General features: G+C 44.6%; 22 protein-coding genes. 21 read left to right on the top strand and 1 reads right to left on the bottom strand.

Annotation, left to right across the window (positions count from 1 at the left end; all coding sequences use genetic code 11):
• Positions 1-179 precede the first annotated feature (179 nt).
• From BM123_RS02930 to BM123_RS02835, 21 genes are all read left to right on the top strand, one after another.
• Complete coding sequence (locus BM123_RS02930) at positions 180-662, top strand: hypothetical protein (protein ID WP_090165322.1); 483 nt, start codon at positions 180-182, stop codon at positions 660-662.
• On the top strand, positions 662-2,944 hold the full coding sequence (locus BM123_RS02925) for a TonB-dependent receptor (RefSeq protein ID WP_090165321.1): 2,283 nt from the start codon (positions 662-664) through the stop codon (positions 2,942-2,944). The genes BM123_RS02930 and BM123_RS02925 overlap by 1 nt, the downstream gene beginning before the upstream one ends.
• 11 nt (positions 2,945-2,955) lie before the next feature.
• Positions 2,956-3,684 (top strand): hypothetical protein, encoded by a 729-nt coding sequence (locus tag BM123_RS02920; RefSeq protein ID WP_090165320.1) that lies wholly within the window; start codon positions 2,956-2,958, stop codon positions 3,682-3,684.
• A gap of 80 nt (positions 3,685-3,764) precedes the next feature.
• A complete protein-coding gene (locus BM123_RS02915; protein ID WP_090165319.1) occupies positions 3,765-4,025 on the top strand; it encodes a phosphopantetheine-binding protein in 261 nt (86 codons plus the stop codon).
• A gap of 57 nt (positions 4,026-4,082) precedes the next feature.
• Positions 4,083-5,288 (top strand): beta-ketoacyl-[acyl-carrier-protein] synthase family protein, encoded by a 1,206-nt coding sequence (locus BM123_RS02910; RefSeq protein ID WP_175489227.1) that lies wholly within the window; start codon positions 4,083-4,085, stop codon positions 5,286-5,288.
• Position 5,289: 1 nt separating this feature from the next.
• Positions 5,290-6,285 (top strand): beta-ketoacyl synthase N-terminal-like domain-containing protein, encoded by a 996-nt coding sequence (locus tag BM123_RS02905; RefSeq protein WP_090165317.1) that lies wholly within the window; start codon positions 5,290-5,292, stop codon positions 6,283-6,285.
• 9 nt (positions 6,286-6,294) lie between these two features.
• Complete coding sequence (locus tag BM123_RS02900) at positions 6,295-6,690, top strand: hotdog family protein (protein ID WP_090165316.1); 396 nt, start codon at positions 6,295-6,297, stop codon at positions 6,688-6,690.
• On the top strand, positions 6,690-7,985 hold the full coding sequence (locus BM123_RS02895; protein ID WP_090165315.1) for a phenylacetate--CoA ligase family protein: 1,296 nt from the start codon (positions 6,690-6,692) through the stop codon (positions 7,983-7,985). The genes BM123_RS02900 and BM123_RS02895 overlap by 1 nt, the downstream gene beginning before the upstream one ends.
• 209 nt (positions 7,986-8,194) lie before the next feature.
• Positions 8,195-9,364 (top strand): class I SAM-dependent methyltransferase, encoded by a 1,170-nt coding sequence (locus BM123_RS02890; protein WP_175489226.1) that lies wholly within the window; start codon positions 8,195-8,197, stop codon positions 9,362-9,364.
• Positions 9,357-10,970: an HAL/PAL/TAL family ammonia-lyase gene (locus BM123_RS02885; RefSeq protein ID WP_090165313.1), complete on the top strand. Its 1,614-nt coding sequence runs from the start codon at positions 9,357-9,359 to the stop codon at positions 10,968-10,970. The genes BM123_RS02890 and BM123_RS02885 overlap by 8 nt, the downstream gene beginning before the upstream one ends.
• Complete coding sequence (locus BM123_RS02880; RefSeq protein ID WP_090165312.1) at positions 10,967-11,719, top strand: SDR family oxidoreductase; 753 nt, start codon at positions 10,967-10,969, stop codon at positions 11,717-11,719. The genes BM123_RS02885 and BM123_RS02880 overlap by 4 nt, the downstream gene beginning before the upstream one ends.
• Before the next feature lie 158 nt (positions 11,720-11,877).
• The gene (locus BM123_RS02875) at positions 11,878-12,060 is read left to right on the top strand and encodes a hypothetical protein (RefSeq protein ID WP_090165311.1); all 183 of its coding nucleotides are present in this window, start codon (positions 11,878-11,880) and stop codon (positions 12,058-12,060) included.
• 346 nt (positions 12,061-12,406) lie between these two features.
• A complete protein-coding gene (locus tag BM123_RS02870; protein WP_090165310.1) occupies positions 12,407-12,586 on the top strand; it encodes a hypothetical protein in 180 nt (59 codons plus the stop codon).
• A gap of 328 nt (positions 12,587-12,914) precedes the next feature.
• Complete coding sequence (locus BM123_RS24150) at positions 12,915-13,079, top strand: hypothetical protein (protein WP_175489225.1); 165 nt, start codon at positions 12,915-12,917, stop codon at positions 13,077-13,079.
• 88 nt (positions 13,080-13,167) lie between these two features.
• Complete coding sequence (locus tag BM123_RS02865; RefSeq protein ID WP_090165309.1) at positions 13,168-14,322, top strand: M50 family metallopeptidase; 1,155 nt, start codon at positions 13,168-13,170, stop codon at positions 14,320-14,322.
• Between the two features lie 44 nt (positions 14,323-14,366).
• Positions 14,367-15,527, top strand: coding sequence for an LpxL/LpxP family acyltransferase (locus BM123_RS02860; protein ID WP_090165308.1), 1,161 nt, complete (start codon positions 14,367-14,369; stop codon positions 15,525-15,527).
• The gene (locus BM123_RS02855; protein ID WP_090165307.1) at positions 15,524-16,192 is read left to right on the top strand and encodes a 4'-phosphopantetheinyl transferase family protein; all 669 of its coding nucleotides are present in this window, start codon (positions 15,524-15,526) and stop codon (positions 16,190-16,192) included. Before BM123_RS02860 ends, BM123_RS02855 begins: the two co-directional genes overlap by 4 nt.
• Before the next feature lie 24 nt (positions 16,193-16,216).
• Complete coding sequence (locus BM123_RS02850) at positions 16,217-17,443, top strand: glycosyltransferase (RefSeq protein ID WP_090165306.1); 1,227 nt, start codon at positions 16,217-16,219, stop codon at positions 17,441-17,443.
• A gap of 3 nt (positions 17,444-17,446) precedes the next feature.
• A complete protein-coding gene (locus tag BM123_RS02845; protein WP_090165305.1) occupies positions 17,447-18,448 on the top strand; it encodes an ATP-grasp domain-containing protein in 1,002 nt (333 codons plus the stop codon).
• On the top strand, positions 18,438-18,680 hold the full coding sequence (locus BM123_RS02840; RefSeq protein ID WP_090165304.1) for a hypothetical protein: 243 nt from the start codon (positions 18,438-18,440) through the stop codon (positions 18,678-18,680). The genes BM123_RS02845 and BM123_RS02840 overlap by 11 nt, the downstream gene beginning before the upstream one ends.
• Positions 18,677-19,687, top strand: a complete 1,011-nt coding sequence (locus tag BM123_RS02835; RefSeq protein WP_090165303.1) for a hypothetical protein — start codon at positions 18,677-18,679, stop codon at positions 19,685-19,687. The genes BM123_RS02840 and BM123_RS02835 overlap by 4 nt, the downstream gene beginning before the upstream one ends.
• On the opposite strand, the gene BM123_RS23830 is transcribed toward BM123_RS02835, so the two are convergent.
• Positions 19,624-20,136, bottom strand: coding sequence for a beta-ketoacyl synthase N-terminal-like domain-containing protein (locus tag BM123_RS23830; protein WP_139211736.1), 513 nt, complete (start codon positions 20,134-20,136; stop codon positions 19,624-19,626). The genes BM123_RS02835 and BM123_RS23830 overlap by 64 nt on opposite strands.
• Positions 20,137-20,229: the final 93 nt, after the last annotated feature.

Below are 20,229 nucleotides of genomic sequence, written 5' to 3'. Positions count from 1 at the left end.
TCGGAGTCCCCGTTACGAGCCAGTCTCCCACCCCCACTACAGATGGCAGAGAGCCTTGGGTGGTTTGCCCGGGGGCTGGCTGGCAACCTTGGGGCTACTTCACCAAGCACCAATACAGAGCAGACATACCTCAGGCATAAACCTACCGCACAGTATTCTAACGACTCCAAATCACGACCATGTTCCACCATTACGGCCACCCATTGATCGACCGCCAGGAGGTTACCAATTACCTGCCTCATAGAGAGCCAATGATTCTTGTTGATCGCCTACTTGGCATCAAGGGGGGAACAATAGTAGGAGAGCTCCTGATTCGTCCTGAAAACCCATTTGTCACAGATACTGGAGAAATGCTTTTAGGTGGTGCCATTGAGCACATGGCCCAATCTGCTGGCCTTGGGCAGGCCTATAAAGCAGCATCAATGTCAGGCCCTCGCGATGCGAGTAAGACGGGCAAAGGAGAATTTGGTTTTATCGTAAACATCAGATCTCTTCAATACGAAAGGCTTCCTCGCTTAGGGGAGACTCTACGAACAGAAGCATCCACTATCACGCAGAATGGGAACCATAGTACCATGTCTTTTTTCTGCTACGTAGGAGAACAATTGCTCGTTTCCTGCACAATGGGGCTCATGGGGCCAAAAGACCAAAATACTAAATAATGATACTCATACAACTGCTACCCAAGCTACATAATTCGCTGACTCACTCTAAGATTCCAGCCTTAGCTTTTTGGCTAGTACTCATTATTGTTGGAGGACAACAGATATTCGCTCAGGCCGCTGAGGACTTTTCTGCACCTGACAAAACGGTTATCTATGGCAAAGTACACGATAAGAAAGGAGAGCCACTTATTGGTGTAAGCCTTCAGGTAGAAGGTACTTATGACGGGACGGTAACAGATCTGGACGGAAGCTTTCATTTCTCTACTGCGGCAACTGGCGGAGCTAGGCTAATTGTGAGTATGTTCGGATTTGAGAACGTAGAACGAAATCTTAGCCTGGCAGGAACTGACAGTGTCACTGTGGACATTGAATTCGGAAAAGAAACTTTAAGTCTTGAGCAAGTGGTTGTCAGTGATGTTCGTCAAATCCACACTACAGACAAAGCACGTACAACTCAGCTAAATCGGGTAGAAGCATTAACAACAGCGGTAGACGGAAATGTGCAATCAGCTTTTCAAACTATGGCTGGAGTACAACCTGCAGCAACGACAAGCGGCTTATTCATCAGAGGAGGATCCGGACGGGAGTCCCAGGCCTTTGTTGACGGGATGTTGGTGGACAACTTCAATTACAGTAGTCCTTCCAACACAGCTGGTTCCGCAAGGTTTTCCGCGAATATGTTCAAAGGAACTTTTCTGAGTACGGGAGGCTTCTCCGCAAAATATGGGCAAGCCATATCAGGGGCACTAGTGCTCGAAACTACTGATATTCCCAATAAATCAAGCGCCGACATCGGCATTAGCCCTTTATTTGGAGAAGCTGGTTTTGAAAAAGTAAACAGGAAGGGAAATTTCTCCGTCGGCGCTACTGGCAAATACCAAAACCTTGGTTTGTTTCTACGACTTATGCCTTCGCGAAAGTCCTTCACCCAATACCCCGTCACATATGAAGGTACTGCGAATGTTAAGTGGGCGCCAGTTGAGGGTACACTTATCAAATCTTTCGGCAGTATTGGAGACTCTAAAATTGGAATCTTTGATCAAAACCTGGACAACCCCACAATAAGTGACCACACTCAATTAAAAAATAAAAATGTTTTTTGGCAAAGTACTATTTCTCATGAGCTATCAAACCAATGGACATTAACGGGCGGAATGGGGTACGGAAAACGCTTCACGAACGTCCATCAATTCATTTCTGAAGAAGACCTTCTACCAATTGAAGCCGGAGAGTTTATCAGGGAAGAAAACATGTTGAGTCAGGCCCGTATAAACCTCAACCACCGTCATAAGAGTCAAACCTTTGATCTTGGAGCAGAAATACAACACCGTAGAGACCTGATTGATGTAGAAGAATTCACCGGAATATTCAATGACACTTACGGAGCGGCTTTTATTGAAAGAGCAGGCACCTTATTTGGAAGACTTCACGGACGTGCGGGGTTACGGGTAGAATACAGTGACCTACTATCCCAAACGAACTTCGCTCCTCGTATGAATCTGAATTATATACTAGGAAGTAAAGAACAGCTTTTTGCAAGTTGGGGGGTTTATCACCAGCGCCCTGCTACTCAGCAATTATACCTTACCGGAGGCAATCTCAATTTCGAAAGAGCCAAACACTTCACCTTTGGCTACAATCGTAATGAAAACAAACGCAGTTTCAGAGCAGAATTATACAGAAAGGAATATGATCAGCTGGTACTATTCGACACAGACTTAGAAAACCCCAGCTATAATAATACAGGTAAAGGATATGCTCGAGGTCTTGATGTTTTCTATCGTGACCGAAGCCTTAATAAAGGAACTGACATATGGCTCACGTACAGTTACCTGGATTCAGAACGTCGCTATTCGCATTATCCGGTATCCGCTCAACCTAATTTTGCGGCTAAGCATGTAGGGAACATTGTAGTAAAGCATTTCTTCCAAAAGCAGATGATTAATTTATCCTCTACCTATACTATTGGTTCCGGAAGACCTTACTACAACCCAAACCGACCACTAGGAGAGTTCAACTCTGATCGAACTAAAACATATCATAACGTCAATTTCAATATTGCGTACCTGCCTAAATCAAAGAAATCATTCAGTGTCATTGTTTTGACAGTTTATAATGCTTTCAATTTTGAGCAAACCCTCAATTACGAATATAGTGCGAACGATTTTAACATCCGACGAGCTATTGGCCCCCTTACGGAAAGATATCTATTTCTAGGATACTTTGTCAATTTCGGCATTGACCGGACGGATGACATTATTAATCAACAACTTAATTAAATTTTATTATTATGAAAAAGTTCTTATTTATCACTCTAGCTGCCTTATGCAGCATCACAATGAGCTGCTTAGCCGGTACGTACGCAGTTGCATCATCAGATGAGGAAACGGCAACAATTGAAGCATATGAGGAGACTCTTTGCGAAGCTGTTGCAGGCCTGCGTGAGGCTCAATCACTCGAAGAAATTGAAGCCGCTGCAACCGTTCTCGAAACAGTTACCAAGCAGGAGCCCGAAAACTGGTTAGCTCATTACCACCTCGCTTATGCATATGGTCGAATTGCTCACACTATTGAAAAAAAGAAGGACATAGACGGTTGGGTTGAAAAAGCCACTGAAGCTGTTGAGCAAGCCAGCAATTGTTCTAATGTTGATGTAAGCGAAATCGAGACACTACAAGCATTCCTGGTATATGGTAGTATGCGGGCAAACCCAATGATTCGTGGTTACAAGTTGAATTCAACAGCCTTGGGTCATTTAAAAGCTGCCGTAAAAGCAAATGGGAAAAACCCACGAGCCTACCTATTAACCACCCGACACGTAATGAACACACCAGCAGTATTTGGTGGTGGAGACATCGAAAAAATTTGCAAATACAGTGGTGCCGCTCAGAGAGCTTTTGAACTAGAAAAAGCTAATGAAGAACGTGACCCTCTCAGTCCTTCCTGGGGGCAAGCAGAGAGTGATGAAATCGCTGCTACCATTGATTGCGCTGACGAATCAGGCTCTAAGCGCGATTAAGCCTACGGCTTGATTCAAAGCGCCTACCAATAAATTTCAATAAGGAATATCAATTTTCACAACTTTAAATTACGTTTATCATGTCCGCAATAGACACACTCAAATTGAGAATTATCGAAGAGCTCGCTCTTGATATTACTCCCGACGAAATTGACGCCGCCGCCCCGCTCTTTGGTGGAGGACTTGGCCTCGACAGTATCGACGGACTCGAACTAGTTGTTTTACTGGAAAAGTACTACGACATTAAAGTAGGTCAAGATGAAGATATGCACAACATCTTTTCTTCTGTAAATACGCTTTACGACTACATCAAGGAGCGCTCTGCTTCTGCCGCTGCATAACACTTCTTTTTTCAGTTACCTCCTAGAAGCGGTGGTACAAATATGAATTACGGACTTATGGAACCGATCTATATTACCGGGATGGGGATGAATTGCTCCTTAGGCTGGACGCCCGAGGAAATTCACACCTCACTAATCGCGGACGCAAAAGGAGGAATTAGCAATATTGAAATCCTTAATACCCGTCATCGCGGGACCTTTCCTGTAGGTGAAATCAAGCGAGAGACAGAAGACCTTCGCGCTGAAATAACCAATCAGGGAGGATATCAATTGAACAGAACTTCCATCCTGGCCACCAAAGCCGTTGAACAAGCCATCGAGCAAGCTCGCCACGCTCATAGAGCTGGCGGGCGGCTCGGGCTCATTTCTGGAACAACCGTTGGGGGGATGGATGTCACTGAAGATGGATATATCAACCATGTGGAAGGGCGCCTCCATAACATCAACTTCTTCCAGTTAGGAGGAGCAGCTTTTTGTGCGGAATATCTGGCCGAACGCTTAGGCGGAGTCCAGTATTTATCGACTATAAGTACAGCTTGTTCATCCTCGCTCAACGCCATAGGGAATGCCGTTCAATTGTTGCAGGCAGGCCAACTTGACATTGCCATTGCGGGAGGAGCCGACGCTTTGTGCAGGTTTACCATTAATGGCTTTAATAGCTTCAGACTTCTTGATCAGAACCGCTGTCGCCCCTTTGACGCTACCCGTTCGGGTATCAATCTTGGAGAAGGAGCTGCCTACTTTGTCTTAGAAACGGAAACGTCTCTACGCCGAACTGGTAATAAGCCCATCGCAATGATTACCGGCTATGGAAACCACAACGACCGCTTTCACCCGTCTTCGATTTCCCCCGATGGGGTGGGAATTCAGATGGCTATGCGCTCTGCTCTTGAGCAATCCAAAACGCCTCTAGATAAAGTAGATTATATACTAACACATGGAACCGCAACTCCCAACAATGATGCAAGCGAAGGAGCTGCAATTCACAATTTGTTTTCAGAAGTTGCTGTCCCTGATTATGTATCGCTAAAATCGAGCTTTGGGCATACCCTAGCAGCCTCCGGAGCCATCAACACCGGCGTTGGAATAACGAGTATTCTAAACGGCACGAAATACCCAAATTACAATTGGACCGAAGCGATGCCAGAGCTAAGCTCAGGCCCGTTAGCGACAACTCTCGAGAAGCAGTCTGTAAACAATGTAATTATTAATGCTACTGGAATGGGCGGCTACTGCTCCTCCATGGTCCTAAGTAAAACCTAATATGCAACCAGTCTACATTAATGGAGCGGCTCGAATCGGAGCCAAACCTATTACCGATATCTCAGTTGCTTCTATCCAAGTAGAAGAACCAGATTACACCCAATATATAGATAAGCGTAAACTTAGGCGAATGGACCGACTCAGTCGGTTTGCTCTCCATACTACTTACGCAGCACTTGAAGAAGCCAAAATAGAGACCATTGATGGCGTAGTTATGGGCATTGGGCAAACCGTTAGCCAAACGACTGACGATATGCTACGCAAAATGATCGAATATCAGGAAGGCCTAACCAATCCAACTCGCTTTATGAATAGCCTATTAGGTACCGCTGCCGGGCAAATCGCCTTACGATTAAATTGCAACGGCTATTCTAATACGCATACCCAACGAGGCTTCTCCATAGAATCTGCTCTTATGGATGCAGCCCTACAGTTGCAGACAAAATCCTCTCAAAACATCATAGTGGGAGGTTTAGATATCGTTGGCCACGACCTTTACGCAGAAATGTCTGCAAAATATGGCCAGCTAACCTCTGCCCCCTCTGATAAAGTAAATCGTACAATTGGTGAGGGAGGCGCTACCTTTTTGGTTTCAGGCCAGCCTTCTGCCCAAACACAGGCCTGTCTTCGCTCAATATTCACTGTTTTCCTAACAGATACTGCACGCAGGGAATGGTCTGCTCAAGAACTACAAAGAACGCTCTTTGGAGAAACTATTCCTACCGTAGACCTGATTATAAGCGGCCGTCCATTCGGTAACGAAGCCCAAAGGAGTTATGACAATATTCTGGAAGCTTTTAGTCAGGATGTCCCAGTAATAAATTACAAACTCCAAACAGGAGAGTTTCCTACCGCTGCAGCACATGGCTTGTATTTAGCGGTAAAAGCGCTCTCGGGGACAGAAGTAAAATCTCGCACTACCACTCCTGAGCGCATACTCGTCATTAATAACTATGGCGAGCGGTACCTGAGCGCCTTTTTAGTAACCCAACAATAATAAAACGCTATGCACTTTATCGATTCACTCTTCAAGGTTATCAAACAAGAGAATGAGCCAGAAGGTGGCGAATTTAAATTGCAACTAAACGCTAGTCATTCAATATACAAAGGCCATTTTCCTGACAACCCCATCACTCCAGGCGTTTGTTCGCTAGAGATCATGACGCAACTGGCTGCCGCACATTATGATGGCTTTGAAAGGCCTAAAAAGATTGACTCCATCAAATACCTCGGCTTCGTCAACCCATTACTTAATCCCGAGGTGGAAGTAGTACTAAAAATAAAAAAAACAGGAGAAGGTATTTGGCGCGTACGCGGGATGCTATGTGCGGATGGAAAGCCAGCAGTTAAAATGGTTGCCAGCTACCAAAACAATATACCTAATCTAAAAATAAAAATGTGATGACTAAGCTTATTTCACCATTGGTCAGCCAGGAGATCGGCCTGCTCCCCGTTTTATTACGCAAAGCTATCAACTATGCAGGGACTTACAGCCCCTACTATTTTCAACTCTTTTCGCAATTAGGGTTGAAGCCTGGCAGCATCATGACTTATACTGATTTTCGCCAAATCCCCTGCACCACAAAAGAGGATATTGCCAAAGACTATCGCAAATTCATCTGTGTATCAGATGAGCAAATCATAGACCGTTCCTGCACCTCAGGAACTACCTCCACGCCAACTCCTTTTGTCCTGACAGACTCTGACTTGAACCGCTTGACACGCAATGAAGCTGCTTCCCTCACCCTTGCAGGCATTGGTAGCCAAGACACTGTAATGCTTTGCTGTACAATGGATCAACGGTTCATGGCTGGCTTAGCCTACTTTCTGGGACTTCGCCAAATTGGCGCCTCAGTTATACGCCAAGGAGTTTGCAACCTGTTAAGTCAATGGGATTGCATCCGCAGAGAAGAACCCACGGCTATTATCTGTGTACCATCATTCTTACTCAGGCTGATCCACTTTGCTAAAGAGAATGGTATTGATTATCGGTCGAGTTCTTTACGCAAGGTGATTTGCATAGGTGAAAGTATTCGCCAACCTGACTTTAGTTTGAATGAACTAGGGCGAAGACTAAAAGAAGCATGGCCCGAATTATCCTTGCACAGCACCTATGCCTCCACTGAAATAGGTGCTGCTTTCACCGAATGTAGCGAGGGTCAGGGAGGTCACCACAATCCAGAACTCACCCATATCGAAGTCCTGGACCAAGTTGGCTTTCCAGTCACTACTGGAGAAATCGGGGAACTGGTTGTCACCACCCTTGGGGTAGAAGGAATGCCTTTGATTCGTTTCCGCACAGGAGATCTTGTTCAACTTCACAATCAAGCTTGTGCCTGCGGCCGCACAACTCCGAGGCTCAGCCCCGTGATTGGTCGAAAAAACCAAATGCTAAAAGTGAAGGGAACAACTATATACCCTCCGGCTATTCATGACTCCTTAAATTCTGTAGCAGAATTAGAAAATTATGTCATAGAAGTATTTACCAATGAATCTGGCCAAGACGACCTGAGAATATACTTCACCACAGTAGCCGGAGTAAACGACCTCGAACTACAAGTTCATTTAAAAGAAATATGCCATGCCCGGCTACGGCTAAAGCCTACATTTTTCGAAGTATCGAAAAAAGAAATGTATCGCATGCAATTCCCTTCCGGAGGACGAAAGCCAAGAAAATTTATTGACTATAGAAAATAAATATTTCGCCTTCTTCTCGCATAAATTACTAAAGCTCTTCAATTTATTTGAAGGGCTTTTTTTTTTAAAAAACAAACCATAAAACCATTCACCCAGCTCCTCATCGGATAAGTATCAAAAAATAAATATTTAGCTAAAAAAACAAGCTCCTATCGTAGCGATTGCTCCTTGAGACTCGTCTAATGGGTGGATACAAACAACAACCATCAATGCTACAAATTTCCGAGTCTAAGTCAATATTCCAGAGAGAGGAATTATATAGCTACGAGCAATTCAGTGAAACTCTTTCTATACGAAAGAAAACAACTGGCGCTTTACTTGCCAAAACCATGTTTACGTGGCTTAGTGGTCAAATTTCCAGTATCCCCGTACAAATATCAACTTTAGCAGAGCGCGTCAATGTCGTAAAAAGCCAGGAAAAGCTATTCACAGCCCTTCTGCTCTCATTAAAAGAAGAGGGATATCTTCATGAAGAAGCTGGCTTTGTAAAAAAAACATCTTTTGATGAAATAAAACTTGACAAACTAGTAAACGACCTGGGGCGTAAAGGGCTAGCAACCTACGGAAAAGGAGATTGGCTAACCAATACTTACGGCCCATTTTTCGAACTGGCTCAATCTTGCATCCCCAAACTCCCAGAAGTCTTACGAGGAGAAATGAGCGGCGTGCAGTTATTATTCTCACCTGACAATTATAGTCGTACAATGGCTACGTATACTAATCACGTACCAGAAGTATACTACGGACTAATTGCTGAGCAAATTGTAGACAAATGCCATAAAATATGGGCCTTAAGACCTGAGCACAAAATTCGCATTTTAGAAATTGGTGCGGGTAGTGGATATGGCACCATAAGAATGCTTGAAGGATTACAGGAACATAGTGACAAAGTCCATTTCTGTTTTACGGATATAGGGAATAGCTTTTTGAGGCGAGCAAAAAGAACGTTTAAACAATTCGATTGTGAGCTTGAGTTTCGCCTATTAGATATCAGCAAGGATTCCACCGAGCAAGGGTTTGCGAAAGAAAGTTTCGATATCGTTTTTGCCACTAACGTCCTTCACGCCACTCCTGACCTACGGGTAACGGTAGGCAACGTACGGGATCTTCTCGCACCAGAAGGGAGTGTTTACATCAACGAAATTGCAACTGAGTCAATAACTAATACTGTCACCTATGGAACAACGTCAGGATGGTGGTTATCTACTGACGGGCTGCGCATCCCCTATACACCTGTAGCATCGACAACGACCTTCAGAAATCTGCTGGCTGAGATTGGATTTAAAGACATAGAAGTTTTCGGCTATCCTGGAATTCCAGAAAGTGAACTTCCACAAGCCATCATTCAAGGAGTAAAAAAATCAATTCACCATGAGTAAGCCAAATAAAAAAATAACCTCTAAATCGCGGCAAACTTGTTGGATTGGAGCAGACCGTTTGACGATAGAAGATTTAGAGAAGGTCATTTATGGAAAATCCAAAGTTGGCATTAGTTCCGCCACATGGAAAGAATTAAATGCCGGGCACGAATTTCTAAAGAAATTCTCCCAAGACAAAGTCATCTACGGTGTTAATACCGGTTTCGGCCCGATGGCTCCTTACAAAATCCCGGATGACAAACATCTGGAGCTACAGCTAAATCTAATCAGGAGTCATTGCTCCGGTTCAGGAAAACTAGTCAGCAAAGAACAAACAATTGCCTTGATGATTGCTCGATTGAGCAGCCTGGCAAAAGGCTATAGTGGGATCCATCCCGAGTGGGCCGAACTGCTGACTCAGATGATAAACGAAGAAATCACTCCACACATCTATGAACATGGAGGTCTGGGAGCAAGTGGAGACTTGGTTCAACTGGCCCACTTAGCTTTGTGTATTATCGGCGAAGGAAAAGTCAAGGATAATGGTGAGGATCGCCCCGCCAAAGAAGTCTTTACGGAAAAGAATTGGACGCCCCTACGCCCCCGTATCCGCGAAGCCCTTGCAACCCTCAACGGCACTTCTGCCATGACCGGCTACGGTGCTATTAACGTCATCAAAGCACGACGCTTAGTCGAATGGTCTGAACTTAGTTCAGCATTGCTTATCGAAATTGTCGGCAGTTATGACGACTATTACTCCGAAGGGCTGAATGGCGTCAAAGCACACGCAGGCCAACAAAAGGCAGCACGACGTTTGCGCGAATTACTCACCGGCAGCAAGCGTCTACGAGACAGGTCCGACCACCTCTACTGCTCTCATGAGAATAAGAAGCTTGACGACAAGGTGCAAGAGTATTATAGCATCCGTTGCCTACCTCAGATCATGGGACCTATCCTTGACACCCTGATAGATTCTCAACAAACCGTTGAAGACGAGCTCAACAGTGTAAGCGACAATCCAATTATCGATTACCAAAATGAAAACGTTTTCCACGGTGGCAACTTCCACGGCGATTATGTCAGTCTATCAATGGACAAGCTGAAAATTGCCATTACAAAACTAAGCCTGCTAATCGAACGGCAGTTGAATTATCTACTCAATGATAAGCTTAACCAGCAGCTACCTCCCTTTGTCAATATGGGAACACTTGGCTTGAACCTGGGCATGCAAGGAGCACAATTCGTTGCCACGTCAACTACCTCCGAAAACCAATCTCTTTGCAGCCCAGTCTACATCCATACCATTCCGAGTAACAACGACAATCAGGATATCGTAAGCATGGGAGCCAATGCAGCCTTGATGGCTAACCGAGTAATTGAAAACACCTATGAAGTTTTGGCGGTCAAATTACTTACAGCAATTCAGGCTGTAGATGTACTCGGAATTCAGGAAAGCCTTGCTCCAAAAACACGCAAACTATATGACCTGGTGCGGTCTCGGGTACCCGCTTTTAGCCAGGACGGCATAATGTACGAAGCAACGCACCCTGTACTGGACTTATTAAACAATACTGATCCGCAGACTATCACCGGCGAAGAAAAAGCCAGTAAATCAAATAACAAATGAAAACGTCCAAACTTACCAATAAATATGCCCTCGTTACCGGAGGAAGTCGAGGAATCGGACGAGCTACTTGCATTGAATTAGCCCGAATGGGATACAACATCCTCATCAACTACAACAATAACGCTGAAGCCGCAGCTGAAACGGCTCGTGAAGTAAACGTAATTGGACAGGTGGCTGAATGTTTAAAATTCGACATCAGTGATGAAAAGCAAGTTGATGACGCACTGAATGGCTGGATAGAGAATAACCCGGATAGTATCATCGAAATTCTAGTCAATAATGCAGGGCTTCGCAGAGACAACCTCTTCGTCTGGATCAATAAAAATGAGTGGGAATCAGTCTTTCATACAAATGTTGATGGCTTTTATCACGTATCCCGTCGGGTTCTTCGGGCCATGATCAAGCAGAGGTACGGTCGTATCGTAACGGTAGTAAGTATGTCAGGCCTCGTAGGACCTTCAGGACAAACCCATTACGCTGCAAGTAAGGCTGCACTGATTGCCGCTACAAAAAGCCTTTCTAAGGAAGTAGGCAAGCGAAATGTAACCGTCAATTCAGTCGCTCCTGGGTTCATCCGAACTGAAATGATTGCCGACATTAATGAAGAAACACGTGCCAAAGGCATACCCGTTAAACGCTTCGGAGAGCCCGAAGAAGTTGCCTCTCTAATCGGATTTCTTTGCTCAAAAAAAGCAGGATTTATCACCGGGGAGAACATGAATATTGATGGTGGCGGCATGCTAATCTAAAGCCCTGAAATTAGAGGAAAATGAACCATAAAAGAAAACCAAGACCACAACGTGCTTAGCTCTAAAACAGAGCAAAGACTCAAAAGCAATTTTGCGTATTGGAAGTTCCCAACATCGCACTTTCACATCATTTTTTCATTCATTAATTCCTTTTTATTATGAGTAATCAACTCACCCCACTCAGTTCCACGGACATCGCAAAAGGACTCGAAGTAGTCGAGCTAGAGCAGCGCTTGGAAATGGTTCACCTCACTGCAGTTGAAGCGGAAGCTTCTTCTCGCTGCGACGGTAACGACGTTGACATCCAAGTAGATGTTGAATTGTCTGCAATTGATCGCTAAAATGTTCTAGAACATTAGCCAAGAAGGAGAGCCGGGTTCTCCCGGTTCTTCTTCTATTCTCAAGCTGAGAAAGTTCTCTACCTAGAACCTTACAAAAAAATTGTAAGCAGCGTAAAATCGTCATTCCATTTACTTTCCGTTCCGAATAAAAAATGAAGATGTTCCCATCTGGCACACTGATGGAAAAGAACAATGGCTTTTTTCCAGAACTATGGCTATAAAACCAAAATGAGATCGCAGCTAGTTCTGGCAACGGAATGGCAGCCAACAATAGCAATTTCGCGTATTGGGAGTTCCCAACATCGCACTTTCATATCATTTTTTCATTCATTAATTCCTTTTTATTATGAGTAACCAACTCAACACTCTTAACGCTCAGGACATTGCCAAAGGACTCGAAGTAGTCGAGCTGGAGCAGCGCCTGGAAATGGTTCACCTCACTGCAGTTGAAGCGGAAGCTTCTTCCCGCTGCGACGGCAACGAAGTAGACATCGAAGTAGATGTCGAACTGTCTGCTATGCGCTAGAGTGTTTTAGAACATTAGCCAAGAAGGAGAGCCGGGGCCTCCCGGTTCTTCTTCTATTTTCAACTTAAAAGAGTTTTGACGCAAAAGGTTATCAAGCGAATTAAAATAACCCGATCAGTTGTTTTCTTTTATTTAGCAAAAAATAAAAACAGCAATACGCGAAGGTATTAAAAAAGAATAATAATCTTTTCAAGATCAGGATTTAAGGGAGCTAAAACAACAGAGCCCTCAGACCTGACAGCGAAATGATCGCTAAAAGCAATTTCAGTGCTGGTAATTCCCAGCATTCCACTTTCACATCATTTTTCATTCATCAATTCCTTTTATTATGAGTAATCAACTCAACACACTTAATGCTCAGGACATTGCTAAAGGACTCGAAGTAGTCGAGCTGGAGCAACGCCTGGAAATGGTTCACCTTACTGCTGTTGAAGCAGAAGCTTCTGCTCGCTGCGACGACAATAGAAGTGTAGACATAGCCGTGAGTGTTTAAAGTGTTTTAATACACTAACCGAGAAGGAGAGCCGGGTTAGCACGGCCCTTCTTCTCTTTCTCCTTCTAAATTAAAAATTTACCCAACGATGAATTTCGAACAATTGGAACTCAAACCTACGGATAGTGACCAGTATCTGGCTTCTATGGATGGACAGTATTTCTACATAGGTCCTTTACTTTACGAAATTGTAGTACGCGCAAAGTCACTGCGGTCTCCCGTTGAAATCGTTGAAGATTTAAAGCAAGACCTATCCATCAATCTTGACATCAAGCAAGTAGAAGAAGCCCTGGAAGGGCTTAAGAAGCGATTCAATCCTGAAGGAATTGAAGGAGGGACACGAAAACGAACCCGCTCTAGCTACATCCACTTCAAGTGGCGATTAATGGGGGGAGAAATGCTCGAAAAAATAACAAGACCACTATCACTCCTATTCCGCCCTAAGACAATTGCCATATTGGGCGTATTGTCAATTTTAATTACGGGATACTACTACTTAATGGCAACCCGCCCGGAGATAAGCTTAAGTTCCAAAGAATTGGCCGCCGCGTATCTCATTCTGTTCTGCGTATTCTTTATTCACGAACTAGGCCACGCAGCAGCCACCAAGTATTATGGAATGAAACCACATGAAATCAGTTTTGGGTTTTACCTGGTCTTCCCTGTTTTTTTTGCTGATGTTTCAGAGGCATGGTCCCTTAACAAGTACAAACGCATCATCATCAACCTAGGAGGAGTCTATTTTCAACTAATCATCAACGCCATTTTCGTATCACTTGCCTTCATTTATCCAAGTTCATCCATACTGGCAACTCTCTTGTATACGAACCTCTTTGTAATTGCCTACTCACTAATGCCCTTTTTACGATACGACGGGTATTGGATTTATTCGGACTTGTTTGAAATCCCAAACTTGATGAGCCGTAGCATCCTATATCCTTATCAATTATGGGCTCATTATCGGGCGGGAAAAAAGACAAAGACTAATTGGCCTCTGCTTACATATTCTGTATCCAGTTACCTCTTCTTTATGGTTATGTTCTATTTTATGGGGCGGTTTGTGGCAAAATGCATCGAACAAGTAATGATTACAACCGAATCCACGGACCTTGGCTGGATGGATTTTTTAAGCCAAGTAGAGCTTAGCTTTTTCTTCCGTGCTTTCATCGTTCTCTTCATGATCAGTTTTCTGACATATCGGTTGGCCAAGTATGGATGGGCCAAGTTCATTAAGAATTTCTAGGTCCAGAAAAATTATCTTGTAAAGCACTCAAATTTATACCCACAATGAATGATTTAACATGCAAAAGAGTCCAAAGATCTGATCTGGAATGTATCGATCACCCTATGCGGAAGCGATATCTCTTCTTCAAAGCTAATCATCAGCATTTTTTCGGGACGAAATCGGAAAAAGTGGACATTGCGGAGCTCTTTCTCCGCCATCTAAAGTTCAAGGGACAGGCTTCTCGGCAATTTGAGCCAGAAAACCTGGCCCACGCAATGAACAACTACAGGATCGTAGATGAATACGGAGCACTGGAAATTGCTCAAAGCCGTGCCGTTATGATTAGTTCGTTTCACTTTGGGCCCTATGACCTTTTAGGAGGATTCCTCTCAAATGAACGAGTACAATTCTCTGTGCTGGCCAATGGTGCAAAATATTTTGAGCAAGTAAAGGCATATCAAATCCAAAAAGCAGAGGCATCAGATTCGGAAGTTATTCCGATAATCATACCAGAATCAGACGTAGTGAATCCCAACGATTTTACTACAATGATCAAGATGATGCATAAGATTCGTCAAGGTAAAAGCATGCTGGTTTACGCTGATGGGCTCGAGGGAGAAGGAGGTTATTACGACCAGAGCAAACTGGAAAAAGTCCCCTTCCTTGGCCAGGAAGTTTTCGCCCGAAAGGGTACAGCCACACTAGCTTACAAACTAAAAATGCCCATCGTTTTCTCAATGGTAGAACAAGAAGATGAAGGCTTTATTGTCAGACTCTTTCCAGTTCTTCACCCAAAAGACTATAAAGACAAAAAATCATTTGTAAGAGCTTATTGTGAACTAGGCTACAAATACCTTGAGTCATACGTTCAAAAATCTCCTGAATACTGGGAAATTTTCGACCGTTTACACATCTGGCTCCCCGAATTCAACACACCTAGTGAAGTACCTGATTTACAACCTGACTGGGTAGTTCCTGAGTGGTGCTGCTACGACAAGGACCGCTTTGGCATCTTCAAAGAGGGAGGGAAAACTTTCTTGCTGGATATTCAATCCAAAGATGTCATTTCTGTATCAGCGGGGCTGGCAACTCTACTACAACGCATCGACCATGTACGGGGTGAGGTTGTATCAGAGGTTCTCTCACCAGCTATACTAAGAGATTTATTCCAAAGAGGCATACTTACTGAAGACAAAGTAGGAGAAGAAATAATGGTAGCATGAGAACATCAACGGTATTTTGCGGAAATTTTGGCAACCAATTTGACTTCTCTCAGGAATCGCTTGAATTTGCATTATGCTATCTTCCTGACACCTCCTTTAGGGAATCCATCCTCCGTTACCAAAACCACAATCAAAAGTGGATGTCCCTGCTAGGTCGGCAACTTTTGTTTAAAGGTCTTGCGGAATTAGGACACCCAATAAACGAAACTACCGTTTGGTCGAAAGCCATTTACGGCCGGCCATATATTAAAGCTTTTCCAGACTTTAATATCTCTCACTCTGGAGAGTTGGCCGTTTGCGCTATTGGGGAAAAGGGGAAAAGGGTAGGTATCGACATTCAAAGAGAAAAAAACCTGGGTCCACGACTCTTGAATCAGGTATTCACTGCTCAAGAGCTGGACTGGGTTGCCGGCAAAAAAAGCCGGGCTGCACGCCTGTGGTCACGTAAGGAAGCCGTTACAAAATTACTGGGACTAGGCATGAGGGTTAATTTTCGAAAGCTGGAAGCACTCAGCAATCAAGTGACTTTCGAAGGCAAGTCTTACTACCTGCAAAACATTCCAGTAAGCGATGGATATCAATGTACGCTAGCAGGAGAAACGCCATTAGATGTCCAGCTCAATCTTTACCACTGGTCTTCACTTAATCAGATGGATAAATATTAATTCAATTTAAGGAAAAAAATTGCCATGGCTACTCAACCTAAAGTACTCGTTTTTGCCTTTGATCTACTGGCCCATTATACCCGTTGTTTACGTGTTGCCGAGCTTTTATCTAATGAATATGAGTTTCTTTTCCAATCATCCGATTATGATGCAGTAGTTCATCAGCAGGGCTTCAGCACATTCAATTGCCTGCGGCTTGCGGAGAAAGAACTTGTTGCACAGGGTTGTCGGGAAGACATTATGAATTGGCCTGGTGCAGATCTTGAATTAGTAATGCTCGCTCAGAGTGAAGCAATCCAGCAATACCAACCAGTATTTGTTATCGGGGATATGAGCCCAACCCTTCGCATGGCTACTGAGCGAACGGGGGTAAAATATATTAGCATTACCAATGCGTATTTGAGTCGCTACTATGACGCCCCCTTCGAAGCCCCCGACTTTTTAAAGAAGCTTGGGGCAGACGTTGCCGATGTCCCCCCCTTCTATCGGAACAAATTATCCGACATGAAAGGCTTCATGGCAGTTTCTCGTTCACAGAAAGAATTCCGTTTTTTAAGGCGGCGGTATGGGTTAGCAAAGCAACTCAACCTTGCTCTCGAACTGGAAGGCGACCAAACCTGGATCTGCGACACAAAGCTCTTTCATCCTTTAAAAGATAATTTGCCTAAGGACATAGAAGAAATAGGTCCACTACGTTTTTCCCCGAAAGGATTAAAAGAAAAAGATCAAGTAAACGTACACCCCGATAGAAAAACGATCCTCGTTACCATGGGAAGCTCTGGCAACTATGCCTGGCTACAGCAGCTAGCGGATCAACGGTTCGCTGATTATGATTTTCTGGTTTGTGGAAGTACTACAGAGGAAAATCTACCCGAAAATATCCGCTATTTCCAATTTGCCGACTTCAACAAGCTAATGCCTCAAGTAGACTTAGTCATCTGTCATGGAGGTAATGGCAGCCTATACCAGGCGCTGGCAGCGGGAAAACCAATTATTTGCTTTCCTGGCTTCTTTGAGCAACTCTTCAATGCTGAACGAATAGAAGAAAACGGCTGGGGAGCAAGCTATCTAGAGGGAACAAGTACGGAAGATTTATTAGCAGCAATAGAAACCTGGGTTGGCAGGTCACTCCTCCCTATTGCAGAAACTATTGCAAAAATGGAAGAGACTCAGTCAAACTTACTGCGCAAGCTCACAAGCCATCTTCTGGCAAGCATTTCCGAAACAGAATTATCAGAAACAGTCGCATAAGCTATGGTCCTCATACTCTCCTACGATGGTTACGAACAAGGTACCGAAGGTGTCATCGACTGGCTCCTTTACCACGGCCACCCCTTTGTACGGGCAAGTGCAAACGCATTACTTCGTCCTGGCTCAGACTGGAAAATCAACATCCATGATGGTCGAATAGAATTTAAAGGAGTCAATCTGAACAAGGAGGTTGGCGCCATCTTTTATCGTCGGTTTGAGGCTGACGCTCCTTATTATGACATCGGAGAGCCTCGCGTAAGTCGCCAGCTGCAAAGAGAATTGCAGGGAGAAGCCGAGCGCTTAACTACCTTCGTATCCGATAGTCTGGCTGATAAATTTTGGTTGCCAACAATCGCTGCATCCAACCGTGCGGCTAACAAACTATCTACTTTAACCCTAGCTCGCACCTGCGGCCTCGCCGTCCCACAATCCTACATTTGCCGAAGCCGGTCAGAAGTAGTTAACCTACTCGACGAGAACTCCAATGGATGGATTACTAAACCCATTAATTATTGCGGATACTACTCTCGCGAAAATTTCGCCTACACCACGTTCACCTCCAGGCTCGGGCACGAAAACGTTGCGGAGTTACCAGAGCGCTTTCATCCCAGCCTGCTTCAAGAATGTGTAACCCCTGTATATGAGGTCCGCGCATTTTATTTGATGGGAGAATTCTTTTCCGAGGCCACTCAAACTCAGGGAAGTACCACCAGCGTTAATGATACGGTGTTCATGGATGTTAAGTTAAAAACCGCTGAAGCCGAGACTCGATACCTCCCCTACCAACTTCCAATAGAAGTAGAAAACAAGCTGACTCAGCTCATGCAAAAGCTTGACCTGAATACGGGAAGTATTGACCTGATCGTAAACGAAACAGGAGAGTACTACTTTCTGGAAGTTAACCCCGGCGGTCAATTCTCTGCTCCTTCCGAACGGTCCAACTTTCACCTTGAAAAACGGATCGCGGAACTACTCATCAAAAAAGATACCTCCCATGGAAAATAAACCTTTCAACGACCTTTTTCAGGGCCTCGACAATGGCGAATTACCTCTGTCTTACCTATTCATCGCCCGCCTCAACCGAGAGTCTTTACCCGAACTCGCTAAACGAGATCGACAGAAGGCCTATGCATCCAGACATAACTGCTCCAATTTACCCATCATTGGTTCAGACATATTACGAAATAGCGTTTGGTGGGATGGAGATTTTTGTGAAGAACAAGATGAAATATCATGAATGACTACTTACATCTATATGCACACGTCGAATTCGTAAAGGGAAGCCAGTTGGGCGCACTCTATGACCTTCAGGGCGGACGCGTTCGAACGGTTCCTCTCATCCTGGAATCCATTCTTAAGGCATTTCAAATGGCCCCGACCCAACAAGTTTTGAAAGAGACTTTTGCCGGTAACGAAACGGTATTTCATCGCTATACCGATTTTCTGCTAAAGGAAAAATGGGCCTTTACGACAACGAAGCCGCAAGTTTTTCCAGCGGCGGACTTATCGTGGGAAAGCCCCTACGCTATCAACTCCGGGATTGTATCACATGACAGGCTTCAGCCATACGACTTACCCTCAGCTCTACTAGAACTATCTGATGTGGGATGTCGCACTTTAGAGTTACAACTGCACAACTATTCTCTTAAAGAAGAAGATAGCGCAGTATGGGACCAAATTGGCGCTGCTTTACGGCAAGGAGAATTTAGGCGCGGAACGCTGGTGCTAGGAGTGGGCCAAACAGCAATGCCAGTAGTAAACCCCGCTGAAGTGGACCGTTTATTGCACGATTGGCCTCGTTTTGGCACCGTAGTACTCTTAGGGCAAGAAAAAGATATCAACCTGAAAATTGGGAAACGGCAATACTACTTGCGCTGCGCGAACACCCTCATGGATTACGCTAAGAAAACCTGGGAGCTTCGTCCAAACGTACATTTTGTCGGGCCAGCTTACTTCCGGGAATCGCGCGTAGCCAATCCTTATTTCAATCGCCGGCTAGCCATTGATTCCCAAGGGTACTTTAAAAACGACCTGCTATATGGCGGCCAGGAAACCTTTGGTAAAATTGGCCAGCGAACGATTAAGGAAGTAATCATTGACCCTCAATTCCAACAACGCTGGCGCGCTAATCCAGATGTGATTTCCGATACTTCGAGCAACCCTCTCCGGTATTGCCTCCGTTACGACCGGGCAATTGAAGCTGATGCTAAAGACCCTACAAACTGGTCTTTTTCATGGGCATAACGAATGGTCATCTTTACGGTTAGCTCTTGTTCAATGGTATATTCCATCCAACCAGTCAGGCAAAGATCAGCCCCTCCGTATGCAAGCGTCAAGGCAGCCGTATTTTCAAGTGTCGCATTATCGGGCGAGGTTTGCACCAACACATAGTATTCGCCTCGTATTCCAAAGCAGGCAGCCACCTGGCCAGCAGCCATATTGGGCAGCGTTTGCACAAAAACTCTGGGGCTGGTTCGCCTATTTAGGTCAAGGCAATTTTGGTATTCCTGATCAGTAACTATTGAGCCATGATGAGTGGCAAATACCAGCGCACGTTTTTCCAGCACCGTAGAATGCCACCTTTTTTCGTGATATACACAAACCGCAGTTGTAGCTAAACAAGCCAGCCCCAGGTCATCGACTACCTTAAAGCGGTAGCTTTCTCCAGTGTAAAATTCCTGAAGTAAAGCCATAAGGAAATCCCGGAGGCATTGCCCTTCGGCTCTGTTCCGGTAGGGAGAACCGTCCTGAAATAAGCAATCGTTCGTAAGCCTGAATTGATGCAT

This window comes from Neolewinella agarilytica (assembly GCF_900110645.1).
GTDB classification, from domain to species: Bacteria; Bacteroidota; Bacteroidia; order Chitinophagales; family Saprospiraceae; genus Neolewinella; species Neolewinella agarilytica.
The sequence above is the reverse complement of the archived record's forward strand: the minus strand, read 5'-3'. Positions and strand labels throughout refer to the sequence as shown.